This window comes from Streptococcus sp. 2020WUSS089 (genome assembly GCF_044427405.1).
Taxonomy (GTDB): domain Bacteria; phylum Bacillota; class Bacilli; order Lactobacillales; family Streptococcaceae; genus Streptococcus; species Streptococcus hashimotonensis.
In genome coordinates this window covers 227,492-250,439 of record NZ_JAOTGD010000003.1, presented here as the reverse complement: position 1 = coordinate 250,439, position 22,948 = coordinate 227,492, and the positions used below count along the sequence as shown (strand labels likewise).

Genomic DNA, 22,948 nt, shown 5'->3' with positions numbered 1-22,948 from the left:
CTAATATTTTACCCTTCTATTCTAGTGAAAGAGGCAGATTATTGTCACTTTTACTATCGCTGTTACTCAAAAATTCGAGGTAGGCGATCTGTCAAAAGACAAACCACCTCGTAATTTATGGTTCCGATGCGATCAGCCCACTCCTGAACAGAGATCGTTTTATCTCCATCTTGACCGATTAGGGTGACTTTTTGACCAAGTGGATAAGCATGAGGTAAACGAATGGTAATCTGGTCCATCGAAATACGCCCTACAATTTCACAGGCCTGCCCATCGACTAAGACTGATAAGCCCTGTAAGCTTCGTACGAGACCATCTGCATATCCTATCGGAACGGTCGCAATCCATTCTGAGGCGGTGCTGTGATAAGTAGCTCCGTAGCCAATTGTTGTGCCAGCTTCAACCTGCTTTACATGAACAATTTCAGATACGAGAGATAAGGCTGGTTGAACCTCAAACGGGAGTTCTAGTACTCGTCCACTCGGATTAAGTCCATAAAGAATGTTTCCCAAACGAACCAGGTTAAATACTGTATCAGCATGCCAAATGCTTGTTGCTGAATTACTGGCATGAATCCAGCGCGGAGTAATTGGTAGAACATCCAAAAATTCTTTAAAAACAGACAGTTGACTCTCGAAGTGCGCCTGATCAACCTCATCCGCAGTAGCAAAATGAGTATAGACTCCTTCGATGTCATACTCTAATTCTTCAAGGATAGCAATCGCTTGTAGCAAATCGGCTATTTTTCTAAAACCAATCCGCCCCATACCAGTATCTAGCTTAAGATGGACAGTTAGACCAGATAAATCCGCCTCCAAGTCTTTTGCATCTTGCAACCAGTCCAGACTGGCAACTGTCACACTGATATTGAGTTGATGAGCTACTGGTAAAAAACGTACAGGAACTACTCCTAAAATCAAGATAGGGTGCTCGATACCTGCTTTACGTAGCTCTAATGCTTCATCCAAATTCGAAACACAAAAACCAGCTGCTTGACTGGATAACTTTTTCGCTACCGCAACAGCTCCATGACCATAAGCATTCGCCTTAACAACAGCAAATGCTTCAGTCTTCGGGGGCAAATTGATCATTACTTGCTCGAAATTTTCCGCAATCGCATCTAAGTTAACCCGAATTTGCGTGGGTCGATGTTCACTTTCAATCATCTTTCTCCTCCAAAATCACACTAGCTTGTACAAAATTTCCTGAATGGCTAATGCTGAGCCAAATATTCCCATCAAAGGGACTCTTCGTCACATAGGGAACTCCTTTGCTGGTATTCAGAATTTCAATATCATGAAATCCTATCTTACCAATACCTGTTCCCAAGGCCTTGGTCAGCGCTTCTTTGGCTGACCAACGTCCAGCTAAATATTCTAACTGACGGCGACCGGACAGACTTTGATACCGTTCAAATTCTTTCTCTGTGAGAATCTTTTTGGGAAACCCTTGGTGTTTGATTCTGGCACTTTCAATCGCCTCCATCTCCTGAAGGTCAATGCCATGTCCTACTATCATTAATCGGTCTCCTTTTGCATAGTCATTTCATTTATTAAAATAAACGAACTGACTCTAGTGACTTGTCTAAAAATTGCAAAAGGACTGGACAGCCGTCCAGTCCACGCGTCATTCCTATTTACGGCCGTGACAATTTTTAAATTTCTTACCAGATTGACATGGGCATGGATCGTTACGATCAACACCTTCAAAAGATACATTCTCCTGAATTGCATGCGATTGGTTCGGCATAATATTCTTAACAGCTGTCGTATGTGCTTCTTGACTTGTGCGCTCACGCTCAATATTGTCATGAATTTGCGCCTTCATCATCAAGCGGGTTACTTCAAACTCGATAGCCCCAATCATATCGTTGAACATAGTAAATGCTTCTGATTGATATTCAACGATTGGATTGTTTTGAGCGTATCCACGAAGACTGACTGCATTGCGCAATTGATCCAAGGCATCAATATGGTCTGTCCATTTGTTATCCACAACACGAAGGATAAGAACTTTCTGGAATTCGCGTACACGTTCTTCATCGCGTAATTTTTTCACTTGCGAATCATAAACTCTCAAGGCACGTTCATAGAGCTCTTCGACAATCTCTTTCTGATTCATTGCTTCAAAAGTAGCTTTACTCAAGGTATCATCTTCAACAAGATTTGCATGCGCAAATTTGATAATGCCATCAATAGCTTCATCTTTCGAACCAAGGAAGTGACCAGCAACTTGGCGTTCAATCGTCCGTTTCATCATCGCTTTGATTTCAGGAGCCAAATCACGGTCAGCAGTAATCACATCCTGGCGTTGGCGATAGATGATTTCACGTTGCTCACGCATCACATCGTCATATTGAAGGACTTGTTTACGTGAGTCGTAGTTGTTCCCTTCCACACGCTTCTGAGCAGATTCAACTTGACGCGTCAACATTTTAGACTTGATAACAGACTCTTCTTCTGTTAGATTCATACGCTCCATAAATACTTTGATGCGTTCTGAACCAAAGCGTTTCATCAAGTCATCTTCGAGAGATAGATAGAATTGTGATTCACCTGGGTCACCTTGACGACCTGAACGTCCACGAAGCTGGTTATCAATACGACGACTTTCGTGGCGCTCAGTACCAATAACACATAGTCCACCAAGTTCACGTACACCTGGACCTAACTTAATATCGGTACCGCGTCCCGCCATGTTGGTCGCAATAGTGACCGCACCACGCTGACCAGCATTCATAATAATCTGCGCTTCACGATAGTGGTTTTTAGCATTCAATACTTCGTGAGGGACACCTGCAGCTACCAATTTTTGAGAAATCAAATCAGAAGTTTCAACCGCAACTGTACCGACCAAGACAGGTTGCCCTTTCTCATAGCGTCTCTTCACATCCGCAATAACGGCATTGAATTTGTATTCTAGACTTGGATAGAGTAAATCTTCGTGGTCAACACGCGCGATTGGGCGGTTGGTTGGGATTGGTACAACACGGATGTTGTAGATTTCACGGAATTCTTCCTCTTCTGTTTTACCAGTACCCGTCATCCCTGATAATTTTTTATACATACGGAAAAGGTTTTGGTAGGTAATAGAGGCACTTGTCTTAGACTCGTTTTGAACCGGTACACCTTCCTTAGCTTCGATGGCTTGGTGAAGTCCATCAGAATAGCGACGACCTTCCATCGTACGACCTGTAAATGGATCGATAATCATGACCTCTTGGTCTTCATTGACCAGATAGTCAATATCATAGGTCATGATGTAGTTGGCACGAAGTGCATTATCCAAGAAATGGGTAATGGCTACATTTTCAATATCGTAGAGGTTATCTAACTTGAAGAATTTCTCTGCTTTGTCAATACCTGAATCAGACAGACCAATCGTTTTAGATGGAATGTCAATGATGTAATCTTCTGTTGTCAAAGATTTAACAAGATTATCTGCCAAGAAATACAACTGGTTTGTTTCAGAACCTTGTGCACCAGATACAATCAACGGCGTACGAGCTTCGTCAATCAAGATTGAGTCAACTTCATCGACCAAGGCGTAATTGAGAGGACGTTGAACCATGTCTTCTGCACGCACAACCATATTGTCTCGGAGGTAGTCAAAACCAATCTCTGAGTTGGTCGAATAAGTAATATCGCAGTTATAGGCCTCACGTTTTTCCAAGGGTGATTTAGCAGCTAAGTTGATACCAACTGATAGACCAAGCCATGAGTACAATTCACCCATTTCAGTCGCATCACGAGTAGAAAGATACTCGTTAACCGTCACTACGTGAACACCTTGACCAGACAAGGCATTCAAATAAACAGGCATCGTTGCAGTCAGAGTCTTACCTTCACCTGTACGCATTTCTGGAACGTCACCGTTGTGAAGAACGATTCCTCCCATAACCTGAACCTTGTAGGGATAGAGTCCCAATACGCGACGAGCTCCTTCACGGACTACCGCATAAGCTTCGTACAAAAGATCGTCGAGGGATTCGCCGTTATTGTATCGCTCCTTAAATTCTGCTGTCTTAGCTTGCAACTGTTCATCAGTCAGCGCTTCCATTTCATCGGCATACGAGAAGACCTTGTCTGCCATTTTCTCAAGTTTTCTTAGCTCTCCCTTATCATTTTCAATGAGAGAACGAAGTACATTTGTTACCATATCATTCATCCTATTTCAGTTTTAGTCGATAATATATTGTAGCAGAAAACCAGTCAATTTTCAAGGTTTGCCCTTAGGATACACAGTATTCTTAGATAAAAACACAATAAAACAAACAAATCTGGAAAAATTTCTACACAGTAATATTACATTGCTAAAAAGAACATGATTAAGACACCAATTACTAAAATAAATTCCAGGATACCATCCTCTATCTCTAGTAAAAATATACCATTTAAAATTTTAAAAAAATATGCACTATTGCCCCAAAAATGTGAACGATTTGGCATTTTTTTCTTCATACAAGTAGTATAATCTGATTGTACAAGTAAATATGTAAAAAGGAGAGGAAAATGTATACCAAGAAAATCGCTCTTAAACAACTAGCCATATCTAGTACTACAGTAGCCATAGTGAGTAGCCTATGGGGAAGCCAGCCTCCTATAGTTTACGCAAATGATGCCTCGACGGTATCTGTTCAATATCACTATATTGCACAAGATGAACTAACAAGTTCAGAGAAGGATTCTGTCTTATCTAAGCTAAAAACTGTCTCACCTTCCAAAGAAACAGCTACGGAGAATCAGACAATCTATCTCATCTACAAGACCGAACCTAAAAAAATATTTGGGATTCTTCCAGCTACAGGAGAGACTGGAATCAATCTATTAACGATTGGAGGGGGACTTCTTCTAGTTCTAGGAATAAGTTTGGTCGGAAAAGGCAAAAAGAAAAGAATTATTTCATCCATCCTTCTTCTGACCGCCACTGGTTCTATTCTACCTATCCAGAGCATCCAGGCTCTAGAAAGCAATTTACTTGCAGGCTACAATCAGGTTCATCAGCTCAAAGTCGGAGACCAACTTCCTGATCCAAGTAACATAAAGCAGTATCAGTATGTAGGCTATGTCACTGACAAGGATATAGTTCCACAATCTATCGAGAATAAAGAGAGCTCTTCCACAACTGCATCATCTCAGCAGCAAGATAGTACCGATAGCGCTATAAATAATGAAACCTTGCTCTTCAATCTAAAAAAATTAGATCCAACAAGCGACAACCAGCAACTAAAAAAGGCTGCCAACAATATTGGCGCAGACCACAAATTGGCTAGTAGTAAAATGATCAGCCTTGTCCCCATGGCCGACAAAACCATTATTTCTGATATACAGGGAAGAGAGGAAAACATCAATACACTCCTAGCTCACTTTGAAGATGGCAGCACCTTATTTTTCCCGCTCCAATATACAGAAAGCAAAGATAAACGTGCCTACTACCAAGTAGCGGATTGGGGAGTTACTTATTCACCTCTCCAAACATTACAGGACTACTCTGACATTCTAGACAAGGTAGTTCCAAGCCTACAAGCGGTTGAATTTCGTTCTGAAAATATGTATACTGCTCTCTCCATTACAGAAAATCAAGAGCAGCAAATGGACCGTCTCTATCTAGAAGAACCATTTAACAAAGTTAAGACAAATATTCGTGACTATCTAAAAAAAGCGTTAATAAATGATGAGTCTGTTAAACTAGATGATCCAGAATCAGTCAGACAAACCATTCGTACTATCGAAGAGAATAAAGAAATTATCTTACTCAGTTTAGCCTACCTCGATAGATGGTATGATATTGATTACGGAGAAATTAATAGCAAGGAATTAACAATGTTCCATACGGATTTCTTCGGAGGAGAAGCGGATTCACTAGATGCTCTCATAAATTTTGGACAAAATGACTACCAGAGTTACAGTCCGCAAAGAAGTTATCTTTCCTATGCAGAGAACTTTGCATCTGTCACAGACAAGGCTTCCCTGACTGATTTCCTTGAAGCCTATCGAGAAATCTTTTTACCTGAAATGTCTGATAACGATTGGTTCAAACAGACGACAGATGCCTTTATCGTAGAGACTAAATCTACCGTTCTGAGCGATGAAGATAACAGCAGACTAAATGTCTATGAGCGATTAAAAGATCCTCAAATCCCTGAAGAAGTGATTACGCCTCGTATCCGCGATACCTATCCAAATATGTTACTCCCGCTATTAACAACGAGCGAGGACAATGTTTACATCATTTCAAACCTATCAAATCTCATCTTTAGTTCCTACGATCGTTACATTGATCAATCTCTAAAACTAAGCAATCCCGAAGTCTATCAGGCCGAACTCTCCAAAATAAAAGAACAAATCCTAGCAGATGCCGAGTTGTATCGTGCTCATTACGACATGTGGTACCGTATCCTGCCTGATTATCATAAGCATACCTTACTCTACTTCCAGCCAGTATGGGGAGGACACGGCAATTACGCCTACGACGCCTCTTCTTACGCTTGGAGAGGTGTTTGGTATTCCGATACAGGCAAGCTCACTCCTGAATTTGTTGAGAAAATGCAAAATGACGCTACCGCTGAGACGACAGCTGCCATTCAAGAGGTTTTCGGTCCTTCTGGAACCTACTTCCTTCCTGAACTCACTTGGGCCGGTGCTTATGCTTGGAGACAGGAAGTCAACTTTGTCATCACCCCATTACTCGGAACAGATGGCGCCGTAACACTCACGCACGAGATGGTTCACGCATTTGATTATGATAAATTCTTACTCGGTCATAACCGAAGAGCTGGTATGCAACTTGAAGCATTTCCAGAAGGAATGTTACAAGCACCAGACCGCGTCGACTACCCAATCATCGGCTTTAACTCTCTATCTGATTATTCAGGTTATACTGGCACTCGCTACCACAATGTTAGTCCTGAACGCTTCCAAAATTCAACAGATTTACAACAATATATGCAGGGCTTATTCGATCTCATCTACACATTAGAATACGCTGAAGGTACAGCTATTTTAAAACAGGATAAAGACACTCAACGCCAATGGTTTCACAAGTTAGAAACGAAAGAAAAATTCATCCCAGGTGCGGAAGAGTATGGACCTTACGGAGTAAACCTTAAACGTGATTTCACAGATGAAGAATGGAATAGCATCGAGCTAAAAACTGTTAATGACCTTGTTGATAATGATGTGACCGTCCGTCGTGAATCTGCAAATCGCATTGAGCGAGACCCTGATAATCCTGAAGAGGTGATGAACAACGGCTATCACAAACTAAGTCTCTTTGCTCCTATCTGGGCTACCGCAACAACCGAGCGTGTTCCTGGTGATCTTTCTTTTCGACGTACAGCATTTGAACTTCTAGCTGAAAAAGGATATGAAAACGGCATGGTACCTTACATGTCTAACCAATACAAACAAGCAGATAGCGATGTCGTTCCTGATTCACTCATCTTTGCCAATATTCTCCCTGAATACAATGGCGATTATAAGACTTTCAAGAAAGCGATGTACCAAGAACGCGTCCAAAAACTTGCTTTCTTAAAACCTGTTACCATCAACTATGATGGGCAGGAGCTCACGGTAGCCAACTATGAGCAATTGCAAGAATTGATGGATCAAGCTGTCCTAGCCGATATTGCTGCAGGTAATTTTACAACAGAAAATACGAAAGTTTCTGAATTAAAAGGATTGTTACACGATGCCTATCTAAAACTTACCGATGATTATAGAACTAGTATTTTTACAGAATAAGAAAAAAGTTAGGGATTATTTCTAGTCCCTAACTTTTTATATTACTTTTCTGATACCTGTTTTGCCAAAGCAAAGTTTCCAAGAGTTGCAGAACCATTTTCAGCAACAGCTGGCGTCACGATATATTCTTTGACATCTGGTGTTGGGAGATAATCGTTCATCAAACCGACAAACTTCTCACGTACACGATTAAGCATGTGCTCTTGAGCCATAACTCCTCCACCAAATACAATTACTTGTGGACGATAAAGCAAGGTTGCCTGTACTGCTGCTTGAGCAATGTAGTAAGCCTGCACATCCCAAACGTCTGAGTTGAGCTCGATCAATTCACCACGGATACCTGTACGGCCTTCAAGAGAAGGACCCGCAGCTAAGCCTTCCAAACACCCATTGTGGAATGGACACATCCCTTTAAATTCATGTTTTACATCGTAAGGGTGTAGGGCAACGTAAGTATGACCCGCTTCGGTATGACCCAAGCCACCGATAAACTCACCATTTTGAATAGCACCTGCACCAATACCTGTACCGATTGTATAGTAAACTAAGCTCTTTACCCCTTTACGAACCAATGTTTCACCAAAAGCTGATGAATTCACATCTGTCGTGAAGTAGAATGGAATGTTAAATTCCTTAGCAATCATACCAAGTAAATCAATATTTGACCAGTGTGGTTTTGGTGTCGAAGTGATATAACCATAAGTCTGTGAGTTTTGATCAATATCAATTGGACCGAAAGAACCAATCGCAATACCTGCCAAACGATCTTCATAGCGCTTGAAGAATTCAACCGTTCTCTCAATCGTTTCATAAGGAGTTGTCGTTGGAAATTGCGTTTTTTCAACAACTTGAAAGTTCTCATCGCCTACTGCACAAACAAACTTTGTACCACCAGCTTCTAAGCTACCATATAATTTTGTCATTTGATTGTCTCCAAAATTTTTATCACTTTTATTATAACATATAAGCAAACAGAAGAAAAAGGCTTTCAGCCTTTTTCCTGTTAATTATGTAGTAAAGTCATGCTCTACAAATCGATTTTATATAAGATTACTTAGCTACTTTCAAGAATTCTACACCGTGAGCGATTGTTCCCTCTGCAAGTGGTGATACTTCTGCAAAGTCAGCAGTGTTGGTTACGATGATCATTGTTGTATCATCAAGACCAGCTTCTGCAATCTTCGCTGCATCGAATTTAGCAAGTGGTGTACCTGCTTTTACCTTATCGCCAGCTGCAACCAGTTTCTCAAATCCGTTACCGTTCATTGATACCGTATCAATACCGATGTGGATCAAGATTTCAGCTCCTGAAGCTGTTTTCAAGCCATAAGCATGACCTGTTTCGAAGGCAATAGTTACTTCCGAATCTGCTGGTGCGTAAACAATACCTTCAGAAGGTTTTACTGCCAAACCTTTACCCATAGCTCCTGAAGAGAAGACTGGATCATTGACATTTTCAAGGGCAACAACATCACCTGAAAGTGGAGATACAAGAGTTTCTTCAGCTACAAGTCCTGTTTCTGCTTCTTCAAGCGTTTCAGCTGTTTCTTGTGCTGAAACACTAGGCTTTTTTACATCTTTCTCCTCATCTTCATAACCGAAGAAGTAAGTAAGAGCAAAACCAAGGGCAAATGATACAGCTACCATGAAGATGTATGGAAGAATCTGACCATTACCTGCATAAAGTGTCAAACCTGGGATGATGGTAACACCCATACCTGTACCCGCAAGGCCAAGGATTGACGCAACTGCACCACCAATCGCACCCGCAATCAATGAAAGAAGGAATGGCTTACGGAAACGCAAGTTAACACCGAAGATAGCTGGCTCAGTAATACCAAGGAAGGCAGAAAGAGCTGCTGGGAAAGCAAGAGCTTTCAATTTAGGATTTTTAGTTTTCACACCAACCGCTACTGTTGCAGCACCTTGTGCTGTCATCGCTGCAGTGATGATGGCGTTGAATGGGTTAGCACCAGTGTTTGCTACCAATTGAGCTTCCAAGAAGTTGAAGATATGGTGAACACCTGATACCACGATAACTTGGTGAACACCACCGATAAGGAGACCACCAAGACCAAATGGCAAGTTCAAGATTGCTTGTGTACCAGCCAAGATGTAGTTTTCAACCACGTGGAAGACTGGACCAATGACAAACAAGCCAAGGATAGACATAACAAAGAGAGTTACGAATGGTGTTACCAAGAGATCAAGTACTTCTGGAACAACCTTACGAACAGCTTTTTCGAATTTAGCACCGATCAAACCGATGATGAAGGCTGGCAATACTGAACCTTGTAAACCAACAACTGGGATGAAACCAAAGAAAATCGTTGGTTTGACATCGCCACCTGAAGCAACGACCCAAGCGTTTGGCAATTGACCAGCAATGAGCATCATACCAAGTACGATACCGATGGTTTGGTTACCACCGAATACACGGAAGGTTGACCATACTACCAAGGCTGGCAATACGATGAATGCTGTATCTGTCAAGATTTGTGAGTAAACGTTCAAATCTTCTGGAAGAGTATAACCAAGAGCTCCAAGAAGACCACGAAGACCCATGAAAAGACCAGTTGCTACGATAGCAGGAATGATTGGAACGAATACGTCACCGAAAGTACGGATAGCACGTTGGAAAGCATTGCCTTGTTTAGCAGCTTCAGCTTTTTGTTCACCAGTAGTCGCTGTTGGCAAACCAAGGGCAACCACTTCATCGTAGATTTTGTTTACTGTACCAGTACCAAAGATGATTTGGTATTGACCAGAGTTGAAGAAAGCACCTTGTACTTTTTCGATGTCTTCGACTGTATCCTTGTCGATTTTTCCTTCATCAACAACCATGACACGAAGGCGAGTCGCACAGTGGGCAACACTGCGTACGTTCTCACGTCCACCAAGGGCGTCAATGACTTTTTTTGCAATTTCTGTATTATTCATCTTGCAAAAATCTCCTTATTAAATATTTTTTTATTTTTTGAAAGTGTTTTCAAACTTTCGATGGTTTTATTATATCACTTTTATAAAATATGTCAAACGTTTATCACATTTTTTTTTGAATTTCTTAAAAACATTGTTAAAGCTTGATTTTTTACAAGAAAACGTTTACTATATTAATGAAAAACTAGAAAATTTGGAGAAAATTATGGCTTTTACAACAGAGGAGCGTTACAGGGCTTATGCTGACTGGACACCCGAATATATTGAAAAAATAAAGAAGAATACAGAGAGTTCTCCTTGGAGGACAAATTTCCATATTGAAACACCACATGGACTGTTAAATGATCCAAATGGATTTTCTTATTTTAATGGAAAGTGGACTCTTTTTTACCAATACTTCCCATTCGGTGCTGCGCACGGATTAAAATCTTGGGTCCATACAGAGTCAACGGATTTGGTCCATTTTGAAGAAACTGGTACGGTTATGTACCCAGATACACCACTTGATAGCCACGGTGCCTACTCTGGATCTGCCATGGAATTTGGCGATAAGCTCTTCCTCTTCTATACTGGAAATGTCCGCGATGAAAATTGGGTTCGCCATCCATACCAAATCGGTGCCTTGATGGATAAAGATGGTAAGATTGAAAAAATTGATAAAGTCTTGATTGAGCAACCAGAAGATACCACGGACCATTTCCGTGATCCACAAATTTTCAACTATAAAGGGCAATATTATGCTATCGTCGGTGGACAAAATCTGGATAAAAAGGGAATTGTCAAACTTTATAAAGCTGAAAATAACGACTACCTCAACTGGTCCTATGTTGGTGACCTAGATTTTGCCAATGATATAACCGCTTATATGATGGAATGTCCGAATATTGCTTTCGTCGGTGAGCAACCAATCTTACTCTACTGCCCACAAGGCTTGGACAAAGAGGTATTGGACTATGGCAATATCTATCCAAATATGTATAAGATTGGTCAGAGTTTCGATCCTGAAACAGCAAGCATTGTCGAACCGAGCGAATTGATCAATCTGGACTATGGTTTTGAGTGCTATGCAACCCAGGCCTTTAATGCACCAGACGGTCGAACTCTATCTGTTAGCTGGTTGGCTCTTCCAGATGTGGAATACCCAACCGATGCTTATGACTACCAAGGCTGTCTGTCATTGGTTAAAGAATTAACCATCAAGGACGGTAAGCTCTACCAATATCCAGTCGATGCAATTACCAGTCTTCGTAAAGAAGCTCAGCCATTTTCAGCCCAAAAAGAAACCAATAATATTTACGAATTGGAACTTGATTTTTCAGCGGGCACGAAGCATGAAATCGTATTGTTCGCAAATGAAGAAGAAAAAGGCTTGGTCTTGTCTGTAGACACTGAACAAGGCCGAATTACATTAGACCGTGGCAACTGTGGTCAGCCATTCGCACTCGATTTCGGTACAAGTCGCTCTTGCGAGATTTCTCCAGGAGCTCTTACAGCCAATATCTTCATCGACAAATCTGTCTTTGAAATCTTTATCAATAAAGGAGAGAAAGTATTTTCTGGTCGTGTCTTCCCTGATGCGGATCAGTCTGGTATCGTCATTACGACTGGTAATCCGACCGGAACCTACTACCATTTAGATTATGGTCGCAAAACTAACTGATGTCGCACAGTTAGCTGGGGTCAGCCCAACAACTGTCTCGCGCGTTATCAATAAAAAAGGATACCTATCTGAAAAAACCATTCGCAATGTCGAAGAGGCTATGCGTGAACTAGGCTACAAACCTAATAATTTAGCTCGTAGTTTACAAGGTAAATCCGCAAAATTAGTTGGTCTCATCTTCCCAACAATAAACAATATTTTTTATTCTGAATTGATTAGCCATTTAGAAAAAGAGCTTTTTGATCGAGGCTATAAAACCATTATTTGCAATAGCCAGCACGAGTCCGATAAGGAACGTGAGTATCTGGAAATGTTGGCAGCTAACCAAGTAGATGGGATTATCTCGGGCAGTCACAATCTCGGTATCCAAGACTACGACCGTGTCGTAGCTCCAATTATCGCTTTTGACCGCAACCTCTCTCCTTCCATTCCCATTGTCTCTTCCGATAATTTTGCTGGCGGGGTATTAGCTGCCCAAACCTTACAAAAAGCGGGATGTCACAACCCATTAATGATTACCGGAAACGATGATTCCAATTCACCTACCGGCCTTCGCCAAGTAGGTTTCACATCTATTTTGAACAAAGCCGAAGTTTTTCATATCTCCAGTGATTTCTCACCTGTGCGCAAGGAGATGGAAATCCGAGCCATTCTTGAAAAACAAAAACCAGATGGTATCTTTGTATCTGGCGATGCAACGGCTATGCTGGTATGGAACGTCATTCGTTCATTGAAGCTGTCTATTCCAGAAGATATTAAATTGATTGGTTATGATGGAACAAGTTTCATCGAAAACTACTATCCTCAACTGACAACCATCAAGCAACCATTAACCGAAATAGCTCGCCTGCTGGTTGAACTATTAGTTGATAAAATCGAAGGAAAAAAACTGACAAAAACAGACTATATCCTGCCGATTAGCCTACTAGCAGGAGCTAGTATATAAAAAAGCTGTACCTAATAAAAATTAGGTGCAGCTTTTTTTTGTGATACATTCTCTTGTTTCTCAAGTAAAAAAGAAGCTCATCAGGCTTCTTCTTTAATAAACTGGCTCAAAACTCCATTGACAAACTTAGCTGAAGATTCATCAGAAAATTCTTTAGCCAATTCAATAGCCTCGTTAACAGCAACACGGTCTGGCGTTTCTTCGAAATGTAAGATTTCAAATAGGCCTAGTCGCATGATATTCTTGTCAATCAAGGTTAAACGGTCTAAGGTCCATCCTGCTTTTAATCGGCTAGACAACTCCTTATCCAAGTCATCACGATAGTCTGCTACACCATTGACAAGGTTAAGGAGAAAGAGCGGAATTTCAACTCCTTCTTGCTCTTCCTCTCTATCATAAAGATAAGAAAACTGAGCTGCCTGAACAGGTTCTTGACCAAATTCAAGTGATACGATTGCCTGCAAAGCGCACTTACGCAGGGCATGTCTGTTATTCTTCATCAAGGAAATCCTCTCCGAATAAATCTTTCAATGCTGGTTTTGGTGTTTTATCAGGAACAATGCCGCTGACATGGATATTAACCGCAGCCACTTGAACTTCTGCATAGTTGTAAACTGCTGTCTTGACTGCACGCTGGATGTCCATTGATACGGCAGGAACATTTACACCATATTCTAGATAGACGTAAATATCCGCAGTCACTCGACCTTCCTCGTCAGTTTCAAGATAAACACCTTTATTTAACGATGTTTTGGACCAACTGTCTGCTACACGCTTATTTTGAAGGGAATGTACTCCATCAACTTTCGCTGCAGCAATGCCTGTAATTACTTCAAGGACGCGAGGTGCGATAACAATCTCGCCTTGATATTCTGTTGTCATAGGCTCTCCTTTCTTAAGAGGAAACGATTAAGCACGTGATACGTAAGTTCCTTCAGCTGTGTTGATAACGAGTTTTTGACCTGCTTCGATAAAGTCTGGTACGTTGACTACAAGACCTGTTTCCATCGTAGCTGGTTTACCTGAACCTGTAACAGTCGCACCTTTGATAGATGGTTGTGTTTCTGCAACGACCAATTCAACAGTTGTTGGTACAGTAACACCGATCACTTCTGTTCCGTAGAACTGGATCTTCACATCAGAATTCTCCAAGATATAGAGCAATTCTTCTTTGATAGTCGCCACTGGAATTTCATACTGATCGTAAGTCTCAGTATTCATGAAATAAGCTGTGTCATCCATTTGGTAAAGGTACTGTGCTGGAACTGTTTCGATAATAGCTTGTTCAAATTTTTCATCTGGACGGTAAGTTGTATCGAAGGTTGAACCTGTACGTACATCACGCAATTTCATACGCATGATGGTGTTTCCTTTACCTGGTTTGTGGTGGCTTGCATCCAAAACTTTAATCAATTTACCTTCAGCTTCGAAGGTCATACCTGCTCTAAGTTTACTTGCTTCAATCATTGTATTGAATACCTCTTCAAATTTTATTTATTCGTTTTATTCTACCACAAACTGTCAAATTTCTCAAATGACAATCAATTCCTTGGGAGCTAATGTCAAGACTTCACAACCGTTTTCCGTAATCAATAGGTCATCTTCGATACGGACACCGTATTTGTCATCCAAATAAATTCCCGGCTCATCCGTCAAGACCATTCCCGCCTTGATAGTTTCGTCAGATTTTCCGAAATATGGATACTCATGAATGTCCAAGCCGATTCCGTGGCCAATACCGTGTGTAAAGTTGGCTCCGTAACCCGCCGCATTGATAATCTCACGAGGAATAGCATCAAACTCGCGGTAGGTGACGCCTTCTTTGGCCTGCTCAATTAAAGCCTTATTGGCACGCAAGACCACATCGTAAATCTCACGCTCTTGATCTGTCACATGACCGATATGGATGGTCCGTGTCATATCGCTGACATAATGTTGGTAATAGCAACCAAAATCCAGCGTCAAGGTCTCACCAGTTTGGATAACCTTTTCAGATGCTCTTCCATGAGGCATAGCAGAGCGGTAGCCAGATGCCACGATAAACTCAAATGATGCCACTTCTGCACCTAGTTGACGCATGCGGTGGTCAAGGAAATGATTGACGTCCATCTCAGTCGTCTGACCTGGTTTGATAAAGTCGAGAACATCAATAAAAGCCTGATCCGAAATTTGACATGCACGGCGAATGGTCGCAATTTCTTTCTCATCCTTAATCATGCGCAAGTCTTCGATAAAGTTTGACATAGCAACTAGTTGATAACCCTCAAAAATGCTGGTCAGACTTTGATAGAAGCCATAGGTCACCTCGCTATCAAAACCAATGGTTTCTAGTCCATCTTCCTTAATCACCTTAGCAATTTCTTCAAGGGCAAAACGGCTCTCGATAATATCAAAACCTTTTACTGATGCCTTGGCTATCAAAGTATAACGCGAATCAGTCACAAACAAGCGACGCTTGCCACTGATGAAGACAGTCGCCTCTGTCCCCCAAAAACCAGTTAGGTAGTAAATATTGTTTTGACCTGTTACCAAAATCCCATCCACATCTGATTGGGCTAATTTTGCTTCGAATTTTTCAAGTCTTTTTTGCATCCTACACCTCCAAAGATTTTGTAACTATTATAGCAGAAATGCGGACAAATACCAATTCTTTCTAGCAGATAGAGAAAAAAGCCGCCAGAGCGACTTTTTATTTCAACTTCGTTTTCAAATACTGGCCTGTAAAGCTGGCTGGGTTATCCGCCACTTCTTCTGGCGTTCCTGTCGCGACAACGGTACCGCCACCGACACCGCCTTCTGGCCCCATGTCGATAATGTGGTCAGCCGTCTTGATGACATCCAGATTGTGCTCGATGACAAGGACAGTGTTACCGTCATCAACAAAGCGGGCCAAGACCTTGAGCAACTGGGCAATATCCTCAGTATGCAGGCCAGTCGTCGGCTCGTCCAAGATATAGAGGGACTTGCCAGTTGACCGCTTGTGGAGTTCAGAAGCCAATTTCATCCGCTGGGCTTCCCCACCTGACAGGGTGGTCGCAGGTTGACCAAGAGTAACATAACCCAAGCCCACATCTTGAATGGTACGGAGCTTGCGTTCGATTTTTGGAATGTGTTTGAAGAATTCCACCGCATCATTGACCGTCATATCAAGGACCTGAGCGATATTTTTCTCCTTGTAGTGCACTTCCAAGGTTTCCGAGTTGTAACGATGTCCATGACAGACTTCACAAGGTACAAAGACATCAGGCAGGAAGTGCATTTCAATCTTGATAATCCCGTCACCCGAACAAGCCTCACAACGACCACCTTTGACGTTAAAGGAGAAACGCCCCTTCTTGTAGCCACGGATTTTTGCCTCATTGGTCTGGGAAAAGAGGTCACGAATATCGTCAAAAACACCTGTGTAGGTAGCTGGGTTGGAACGCGGTGTCCGTCCAATCGGGCTTTGGTCAATATCAATTAAGCGGTCCAAGTGTTCAATTCCTGAAATGGACTTGAACTTGCCTGGCTTGTCCGAATTGCGATTGAGCTTCTGAGCAATGGCTTTTTTCAGAATGGAGTTGACCAGGGTTGATTTCCCAGAGCCAGACACCCCTGTCACCGCTACAAATTTTCCGAGTGGGAAACGGACCGTCACATCCTGCAAGTTGTTTTCCTTAGCACCTGTTACCTCTAGGAAACGACCATTTCCAACACGGCGTTCGAGAGGGACTGGAATTTCTCGTTTGCCAGACAGGTACTGACCTGTAATGGATTTCTTGTTTTTAGCTACTTGGGCAGGCGTTCCAGAGGCCACGATTTCTCCACCGAAGACACCCGCACCTGGACCGATATCAATCAACCAATCCGCCTCACGCATGGTATCCTCATCATGCTCCACCACAATCAAGGTATTTCCCAAATCACGCATCTTCTTAAGGCTAGCAATGAGGCGGTCATTGTCCCGCTGGTGCAGGCCAATCGACGGCTCATCCAAAATATAGAGAACACCAGATAGGTTAGAGCCAATCTGGGTCGCCAAACGAATCCGCTGACTCTCCCCACCCGAAAGCGTACCAGCTGCTCGCGAAAGGGTCAGGTAATTCAAGCCTACGTTATTAAGGAAGGACAGGCGATCCTTGATTTCCTTGACAATCGGTGTCGCAATGGTGGCTTCGTTTTCAGACAAGGTCAGATTTTCAATAACTTCCAGATGATCTGCTACAGACAAGTCAGATAGCTGCCCGATATGAAGTCCTTTCTCACCACCGACTTTAACAGACAGAGCTTGATCATTGAGGCGATAGCCGTGGCAGGTTCCACAGGTCAATTCATTCATATAGGCCTTCATGACCGTCCGCGTGTAATCACTATTGGTTTCACGGTAGCGGCGGTTAATGTTAGTAATCAAGCCCTCGAATGGAATGTCAATATCACGCACCCCACCGAACTCATTTTCATAGTGGAAATGGAATTCTTTCCCGTCAGAACCGTTGAAAATCAGGTTCTTCTCCTCTTCCGTCAATTCCTCAAAAGGCTTGTCCATGTCCACGCCAAAGTGGTTCATAGCCTGCTCCAACATCTGAGGGTAGTAGTTAGAAGAGATTGGATTCCAAGGAGCCAAGGCACCCTCACGCAAGGTCTTGCTGGCATCTGGGACAATCAAATCCGTATCCACTTCCAGCTTCATGCCCAAACCGTCACAGTCGCTACAAGACCCAAAAGGAGCATTGAAAGAGAAAAGGCGGGGCTCCAACTCAGGCACCGTAAAGCCACAAACTGGGCAGGCATAGTACTCAGAGAACAGCAGTTCCTTCTCATCCATGGTATCGATGATGACGTAACCGTCCGCAATCCGCAAGGCCGCCTCAATGGAGTCAAAAAGCCGCGAGCGAATGCCTTCTTTGATGACAATCCGATCGACCACAACCTCAATGTTATGAGCCTTGCTCTTAGACAACTCAGGCACTTCCGACACATCATAAACATCGCCATTGACACGGACCCGAACGTAGCCATCCTTCTGGACTTTCTCAAAAATGGTCTTGTGCTGCCCCTTTTTCTTCCGCACAATCGGAGCTAAAATCTGCAAACGTTGACGCTCTGGCAATTCCAAGACCTCATCGACGATTTGTTCTACTGATGAAGCCGAAATCGCCCCATGCCCATTGATACAGTAGGGCACCCCAACCCGAGCATAGAGCAAACGGAGATAGTCATTGATTTCCGTCGCCGTCCCAACCGTCGAACGCGGATTCCGCGAGGTTGTTTTTTGGTCTATGGAAATAGCAGGGCTGAGACCTTCTATGGAATCCACATCAGGTTTGTCCATGTTGCCCAAGAACTGACGAGCATAGGCAGACAAAGATTCCACATAACGACGTTGGCCTTCGGCATACAAGGTATCAAAAGCCAAACTCGACTTACCAGAACCCGACAAACCAGTCACCACCACCAATTTCTCACGCGGAATGGTCACATCAATATTTTTTAAATTATGGGCACGAGCCCCATGAATCACAATATTTTCTTGCATAACATGATATAAGTGCGTTAAGAAAGCGAGAAGAAAATAGGAAAATGTGACGTCACTTCGTGACAAAACATTTTGTCTTTTTCTCGACGCTTTTAGCACGCATTCAAATCCTTTCTAAAGATACAAAGCCCGTAAAACGCAAAGTGAAAATAGGCGGTAAGTCCGAAATCTGTGATTTCGAAGACGCACCCCCGTCAAGACAACTAGTGCTTTCACAGGTTGAAAACCGAAGAAAGCACAGATGTCTACGACGCAGAAGCCGGTCTCCATGCTGAAACATGAGGCAACTAGTACTTTTTCACACAGCGTTTAGGGCGTGTTCAATTCCTTTCTAATATAAGTGCGTTCACAAGATAACTGGTGACGGTCGATTAACTCCGCGACACCAGACGAAACTGCCTATGGGCAATTCCTATATCTTGTATTAGCTCGATTTTCAAAAAATATCGTTTTGAAAATCTCACGTCAAGAAACCGTATAAAACTCGACGCTTTTAGCACGCATTCAATTCCTTTCTAAAGATACAGAGGGCGTTGTAACAGTCTGGGAGACTGTTACAATCGGGAAATAGGGAAAACACAGTTTTCCTCATTACACCAACATCATTAGCCCGTGTTCAATTCCTTTCTAAATTATAAGTGCGTTCACAAGATAACTGGTAACGGTCGATTAACTCCGCGACACCAGACGAAACTGCCTATGGGCAATTCCTATATCTTGTATTAGCTCGATTTTCAAAAAATATCGTTTTGAAAATCTCATGTCAAGAAACCGTCCAAAAATAGGAAATCTGCAAAGTGTGCCAAACACACGAGAAGATTTGCGCTTTACAGCATCCACATCCGTAATCAGCTGAAGCTGAAACGGCTGCGTATCTTTTTTTGCTAGGTTTTTAGCACGCGTTCAAATCCTTTCTTAAGAGGCTATAAGCTATGGTATACGGAACAAGGAAAAGTCCGTACAACTTATTCGCTTAAATGTCTACATATTATAACACATTTCTATATAAAACCTTTCCGAAACTGCACATTTTTTGGTATAATAGAGGTTGCGTTAACGCAACAAAGATAAAAGGAGGGCAAAGATATGAAACAAATTTTTCTATCAACCATGACTGATTTAGAAGAAATCCAAACCTTTGAACCAGGGGCTTGGATTAATTTGGTCAACCCCTCCCAGAGTGAGTCTATGGAAGTGGCTGAACACTATAAGATTGACATCGCTGACCTGCGAGCACCGCTCGATGCGGAAGAATCCTCTCGTATCACTGTCGAAGACGACTATACGCTCATCCTGGTCGACGTCCCAATTCTTGAAGAACGAAACAACAAGACATATTATATTACTATTCCTTTGGGAATTATTCTAACAGATGATGCGATTATCACGACTTGTTTGGAACCGTTGCCACTGTTTGAGCAGTTTATCCATCGTCGTCTACGAAATTTCTTCACTTTCATGAAGTCTCGTTTCGTTTTCCAAATTCTCTACCGCAATGCTCAACTCTACTTGTCAGCCCTACGGACCATTGACAGAAAGAGCGAAGAGATTGAGAAGCAACTCCATGAGGCTACTCGAAATGAAGAATTAATTGTACTCATGGAATTGGAAAAAACCATCGTCTACTTCAAGGCTTCCCTCAAAACCAATGAGCGTTTGGTCAAAAAACTTGCTAGTTCCTCACGTCTACTCCGTAAGTATGAAGAGGATGAGGATTTGCTTGAAGATACCTTGGTCGAAACCCAACAGGCCATTGAGATGGCAGACATCTATGGTTCCATCCTGAACTCTATGACCCATGCCTTTGCTTCTATCATTTCTAACAACCAGAATACCATCATGAAAACCTTGGCATTAGTGACAATCGTTCTCTCTATCCCAACCATGGTCTTCTCTGCATACGGTATGAACTTTAAGGACAATATCATTCCTTTTAACGATATTCCCTATGCTTTTTGGTGGATTATCCTCTTCGCATTTGCAATCAGCCTATCACTTACCTTCTACTTCATCCGTAAGAGATGGTTTTAACCTAAGGAGATTTACATGTCATTTACAGAAATTAATGGATTAACTAAAAAAAATCAAGAATTCATTCACATTGCTACTAACCAATTAATCAAAGATGGTAAGACTGATAGTGAAATCAAAGAACTATTGGAAGAAATCTTGCCTACTATTATTGAAAAGCAAAAAACTGGCGTGACTGCCCGCAATCTCTATGGAGCACCAAGTGAGTGGGCTGCTAGTAAGACAATTTCTGAACAGGAAAAGAAAGACCAAGTGGAATACAATGAAAATCCATGGTTGATGTGGCTAGATTCTAGTCTTTTCATGCTTGCAATTATTGCTGGTATCAATGGTTTGATGAATCTTTTTGGCCAAGGTGCACAGTATGGGCTATTGACCTTATTTGTCATCGGTTTCGGTGTTGGTGCAGGGATGTACTTGATGTACCATTTCGTTTATAGAGAACAAATTAAGACTGGGCAACGTCCTAAATTGCTGAAAGCTATCGCTTTTCTTGGACTTGCTACGCTGGCTTGGTCAGTCGTTTTCATTCTAGCAGCACTAATTCCAGCCGCATTTAACCCAGTTCTCCCTCCGCTTGTTACTATTCTTATCGGAGCTGCTGCTTTCGGTGCACGCTACCTCTTGAAAAAGAAATATAACATTCGCAATGCTATGTCCCCAGTTCAATAATAAAACAAAGCGATTGGAATATTCCAGTCGCTTTTGTTTATCTATACAGTCCAGCTATCAAATCACCCGAGAACTTTATCCGCTATCACTTGTCTATGTAATCTGCTGAAACAGTCTATCCCCAGACTGTGCTCGCTTTCTAACTTCTTGGCTCGGGTTGAAACAGTCCATCCCCAGACTGTACCTCGCTTTCTCATTTCTTGGCTCGGGTTGAAACAGTCCATCCCCAGACTGTACCTCGCTTTCTCATTTTCATGCTCGTGACAAAACAGTCTATACTGTTATTGCGCCTTTCGCATTTCTAGAGCGCAAGAAAAAATCGCCACACAGGGCGATTTTTTTAATCTTCGTTTACGAATGGTAAAAGAGCCATAACGCGAGCACGTTTGATAGCTGTTGTTACTTTACGTTGGTTTTTAGCTGAAGTTCCAGTTACACGGCGTGGAAGGATTTTTCCACGTTCAGAAATGAAACGGCTAAGAAGCTCAGTATCTTTGTAATCAACATATTCAATTTTGTTAGCTGCGATATAGTCAACTTTTTTACGGCGTTTGAAACCGCCACGACGTTGTTGAGCCATGTGTGTTCTCCTTTATATTATTATTTTCAGACCTAGAATGGTAGGTCATCGTCTGATATGTCCATTGGATTACTTGCTCCAAATGGACTTTCTTCTCGAGCGAAGTTTGGTGTAGATTGTGCAGGCGCTTGATAAGGCGAGTTATAGTCATTTCCTCCAGCAAACGAGTTGCCAGCTGAATAGCCTCCACCTTGACCTTCACGGGCAGTACGGCTTTCCAAGAGTTGGAAACTTTCTGCAACTACCTCAGTAACGTAGACACGTTGCCCTTGCTGATTGTCATAGCTACGAGTCTGGATACGACCTGTAACACCAATCAGAGCACCTTTCTTAGCCCAATTCGCCAAATTCTCAGCTTGTTGACGCCAAATGACTACGTTGATAAAGTCCGCTTCACGCTCACCGTTTTGATTTTTAAAATTGCGGTTAACCGCCAAAGTAAAAGTCGCAACAGCTTGATTAGACGGAGTATAACGAAGTTCTGCATCACGGGTCATACGACCAACCAATACTACATTATTAATCATACAACACCTTCTTACGCGTCAAGTTTGACAATCATGTGACGAAGAATGTCGCCGTTGATTTTTGACAAACGGTCAAACTCTTTAAGAGCTTCATCGTTGTTAGCTTCAACGTTAACGATGTGGTACAAACCTTCGCGGAAATCTTTGATTTCGTATGCAAGGCGACGTTTTTCCCATGCTTTTGATTCAACGATAGTTGCACCGTTGTCAGTCAAGATAGAGTCAAAGCGTGCTACCAAAGCGTTTTTAGCTTCTTCTTCAATGTTTGGACGAATAATATAAAGAATTTCGTATTTAGCCATTGATATGTTCCTCCTTTTGGTCTAATGACTCAT

The 22,948-nt window shown here is 42.2% G+C and carries 19 protein-coding genes; 5 read left to right on the top strand and 14 right to left on the bottom strand.

Annotated elements, in window-relative coordinates; translation table 11 throughout:
• Positions 1-62 precede the first annotated feature (62 nt).
• From alr to ODU46_RS04755, 4 genes are all read right to left on the bottom strand, one after another.
• Entirely contained in the window at positions 63-1,166 is a 1,104-nt protein-coding gene (alr, locus tag ODU46_RS04770) for an alanine racemase (RefSeq protein ID WP_398579317.1), read from the bottom strand.
• Complete coding sequence (gene acpS / locus ODU46_RS04765; protein WP_012027718.1) at positions 1,159-1,518, bottom strand: holo-ACP synthase; 360 nt, start codon at positions 1,516-1,518, stop codon at positions 1,159-1,161. Before acpS ends, alr begins: the two co-directional genes overlap by 8 nt.
• A gap of 114 nt (positions 1,519-1,632) precedes the next feature.
• Positions 1,633-4,158: a preprotein translocase subunit SecA gene (secA, locus tag ODU46_RS04760; protein WP_002938259.1), complete on the bottom strand. Its 2,526-nt coding sequence runs from the start codon at positions 4,156-4,158 to the stop codon at positions 1,633-1,635.
• A 146-nt stretch (positions 4,159-4,304) separates the two neighbouring features.
• The gene (locus ODU46_RS04755) at positions 4,305-4,460 is read right to left on the bottom strand and encodes a hypothetical protein (protein WP_253211465.1); all 156 of its coding nucleotides are present in this window, start codon (positions 4,458-4,460) and stop codon (positions 4,305-4,307) included.
• A 51-nt stretch (positions 4,461-4,511) separates the two neighbouring features.
• Between ODU46_RS04755 and ODU46_RS04750 the strand changes: the two genes are divergently transcribed.
• Positions 4,512-7,742: a ZmpA/ZmpB/ZmpC family metallo-endopeptidase gene (locus tag ODU46_RS04750; RefSeq protein ID WP_398579316.1), complete on the top strand. Its 3,231-nt coding sequence runs from the start codon at positions 4,512-4,514 to the stop codon at positions 7,740-7,742.
• Positions 7,743-7,783: 41 nt separating this feature from the next.
• Here the strand turns inward: ODU46_RS04750 and scrK are convergent, their stop codons facing one another.
• Both scrK and ODU46_RS04740 read right to left on the bottom strand, forming a co-directional pair.
• Positions 7,784-8,665: a fructokinase ScrK gene (scrK, locus tag ODU46_RS04745; RefSeq protein ID WP_336372747.1), complete on the bottom strand. Its 882-nt coding sequence runs from the start codon at positions 8,663-8,665 to the stop codon at positions 7,784-7,786.
• A gap of 127 nt (positions 8,666-8,792) precedes the next feature.
• Positions 8,793-10,682, bottom strand: coding sequence for a sucrose-specific PTS transporter subunit IIBC (locus ODU46_RS04740; protein ID WP_398579315.1), 1,890 nt, complete (start codon positions 10,680-10,682; stop codon positions 8,793-8,795).
• A gap of 205 nt (positions 10,683-10,887) precedes the next feature.
• Here ODU46_RS04740 and ODU46_RS04735 point away from each other — a divergent pair, with 205 nt between their 5' ends.
• Positions 10,888-12,342: a sucrose-6-phosphate hydrolase gene (locus ODU46_RS04735; protein ID WP_398579314.1), complete on the top strand. Its 1,455-nt coding sequence runs from the start codon at positions 10,888-10,890 to the stop codon at positions 12,340-12,342.
• Positions 12,323-13,288 carry a LacI family DNA-binding transcriptional regulator gene (locus tag ODU46_RS04730; protein ID WP_002942449.1) on the top strand — a complete coding sequence of 322 codons (966 nt, stop codon included), beginning with the start codon at positions 12,323-12,325 and terminating at the stop codon, positions 13,286-13,288. The genes ODU46_RS04735 and ODU46_RS04730 overlap by 20 nt, the downstream gene beginning before the upstream one ends.
• A gap of 80 nt (positions 13,289-13,368) precedes the next feature.
• Here the strand turns inward: ODU46_RS04730 and nusB are convergent, their stop codons facing one another.
• From nusB to uvrA, 5 genes are all read right to left on the bottom strand, one after another.
• Positions 13,369-13,788, bottom strand: a complete 420-nt coding sequence (nusB, locus tag ODU46_RS04725) for a transcription antitermination factor NusB (RefSeq protein ID WP_002938276.1) — start codon at positions 13,786-13,788, stop codon at positions 13,369-13,371.
• On the bottom strand, positions 13,778-14,170 hold the full coding sequence (locus ODU46_RS04720; protein WP_002942446.1) for an Asp23/Gls24 family envelope stress response protein: 393 nt from the start codon (positions 14,168-14,170) through the stop codon (positions 13,778-13,780). The genes nusB and ODU46_RS04720 overlap by 11 nt, the downstream gene beginning before the upstream one ends.
• Before the next feature lie 27 nt (positions 14,171-14,197).
• The gene (efp, locus tag ODU46_RS04715; protein WP_002942436.1) at positions 14,198-14,755 is read right to left on the bottom strand and encodes an elongation factor P; all 558 of its coding nucleotides are present in this window, start codon (positions 14,753-14,755) and stop codon (positions 14,198-14,200) included.
• A gap of 63 nt (positions 14,756-14,818) precedes the next feature.
• A complete protein-coding gene (locus ODU46_RS04710) occupies positions 14,819-15,880 on the bottom strand; it encodes a Xaa-Pro peptidase family protein (RefSeq protein WP_336372745.1) in 1,062 nt (353 codons plus the stop codon).
• A gap of 97 nt (positions 15,881-15,977) precedes the next feature.
• Positions 15,978-18,803, bottom strand: coding sequence for an excinuclease ABC subunit UvrA (gene uvrA / locus ODU46_RS04705; protein ID WP_398579313.1), 2,826 nt, complete (start codon positions 18,801-18,803; stop codon positions 15,978-15,980).
• 1,086 nt (positions 18,804-19,889) lie between these two features.
• Between uvrA and ODU46_RS04700 the strand changes: the two genes are divergently transcribed.
• Together ODU46_RS04700 and ODU46_RS04695 are read left to right on the top strand one after the other, a co-directional pair.
• Positions 19,890-20,834, top strand: coding sequence for a magnesium transporter CorA family protein (locus ODU46_RS04700; protein ID WP_002939248.1), 945 nt, complete (start codon positions 19,890-19,892; stop codon positions 20,832-20,834).
• A gap of 15 nt (positions 20,835-20,849) precedes the next feature.
• Complete coding sequence (locus tag ODU46_RS04695) at positions 20,850-21,506, top strand: DUF1129 domain-containing protein (RefSeq protein ID WP_024385182.1); 657 nt, start codon at positions 20,850-20,852, stop codon at positions 21,504-21,506.
• 340 nt (positions 21,507-21,846) lie between these two features.
• Here ODU46_RS04695 and rpsR read toward each other — a convergent pair whose 3' ends face one another.
• Genes rpsR through rpsF form a run of 3 tightly spaced genes read right to left on the bottom strand, consistent with a single transcriptional unit; the run spans position 21,847 to position 22,915 of the window.
• Complete coding sequence (gene rpsR / locus ODU46_RS04690; protein WP_002939250.1) at positions 21,847-22,086, bottom strand: 30S ribosomal protein S18; 240 nt, start codon at positions 22,084-22,086, stop codon at positions 21,847-21,849.
• A gap of 32 nt (positions 22,087-22,118) precedes the next feature.
• Positions 22,119-22,613: a single-stranded DNA-binding protein gene (locus tag ODU46_RS04685; protein WP_002942409.1), complete on the bottom strand. Its 495-nt coding sequence runs from the start codon at positions 22,611-22,613 to the stop codon at positions 22,119-22,121.
• 11 nt (positions 22,614-22,624) lie between these two features.
• Entirely contained in the window at positions 22,625-22,915 is a 291-nt protein-coding gene (gene rpsF, locus ODU46_RS04680) for a 30S ribosomal protein S6 (RefSeq protein WP_002942403.1), read from the bottom strand.
• Between the last annotated feature and the right edge of the window lie 33 nt (positions 22,916-22,948).

Bases quoted from the DNA above. Each gene is read 5' to 3' on its own strand.
- uvrA (WP_398579313.1), bottom strand. From the start codon at position 18,803: ATGCAAGAAAATATTGTGATTCATGGGGCTCGTGCCCATAATTTAAAA.
- ODU46_RS04730 (WP_002942449.1), top strand. From the start codon at position 12,323: ATGGTCGCAAAACTAACTGATGTCGCACAGTTAGCTGGGGTCAGCCCA.
- ODU46_RS04735 (WP_398579314.1), top strand. From the start codon at position 10,888: ATGGCTTTTACAACAGAGGAGCGTTACAGGGCTTATGCTGACTGGACA.
- secA (WP_002938259.1), bottom strand. From the start codon at position 4,158: ATGGTAACAAATGTACTTCGTTCTCTCATTGAAAATGATAAGGGAGAG.
- nusB (WP_002938276.1), bottom strand. From the start codon at position 13,788: ATGAAGAATAACAGACATGCCCTGCGTAAGTGCGCTTTGCAGGCAATC.
- rpsR (WP_002939250.1), bottom strand. From the start codon at position 22,086: ATGGCTCAACAACGTCGTGGCGGTTTCAAACGCCGTAAAAAAGTTGAC.
- ODU46_RS04750 (WP_398579316.1), top strand. From the start codon at position 4,512: ATGTATACCAAGAAAATCGCTCTTAAACAACTAGCCATATCTAGTACT.
- ODU46_RS04710 (WP_336372745.1), bottom strand. From the start codon at position 15,880: ATGCAAAAAAGACTTGAAAAATTCGAAGCAAAATTAGCCCAATCAGAT.
- ODU46_RS04700 (WP_002939248.1), top strand. From the start codon at position 19,890: ATGAAACAAATTTTTCTATCAACCATGACTGATTTAGAAGAAATCCAA.
- efp (WP_002942436.1), bottom strand. From the start codon at position 14,755: ATGATTGAAGCAAGTAAACTTAGAGCAGGTATGACCTTCGAAGCTGAA.
- ODU46_RS04685 (WP_002942409.1), bottom strand. From the start codon at position 22,613: ATGATTAATAATGTAGTATTGGTTGGTCGTATGACCCGTGATGCAGAA.
- acpS (WP_012027718.1), bottom strand. From the start codon at position 1,518: ATGATAGTAGGACATGGCATTGACCTTCAGGAGATGGAGGCGATTGAA.
- ODU46_RS04755 (WP_253211465.1), bottom strand. From the start codon at position 4,460: ATGAAGAAAAAAATGCCAAATCGTTCACATTTTTGGGGCAATAGTGCA.
- ODU46_RS04720 (WP_002942446.1), bottom strand. From the start codon at position 14,170: ATGACAACAGAATATCAAGGCGAGATTGTTATCGCACCTCGCGTCCTT.
- scrK (WP_336372747.1), bottom strand. From the start codon at position 8,665: ATGACAAAATTATATGGTAGCTTAGAAGCTGGTGGTACAAAGTTTGTT.
- ODU46_RS04695 (WP_024385182.1), top strand. From the start codon at position 20,850: ATGTCATTTACAGAAATTAATGGATTAACTAAAAAAAATCAAGAATTC.
- alr (WP_398579317.1), bottom strand. From the start codon at position 1,166: ATGATTGAAAGTGAACATCGACCCACGCAAATTCGGGTTAACTTAGAT.
- rpsF (WP_002942403.1), bottom strand. From the start codon at position 22,915: ATGGCTAAATACGAAATTCTTTATATTATTCGTCCAAACATTGAAGAA.
- ODU46_RS04740 (WP_398579315.1), bottom strand. From the start codon at position 10,682: ATGAATAATACAGAAATTGCAAAAAAAGTCATTGACGCCCTTGGTGGA.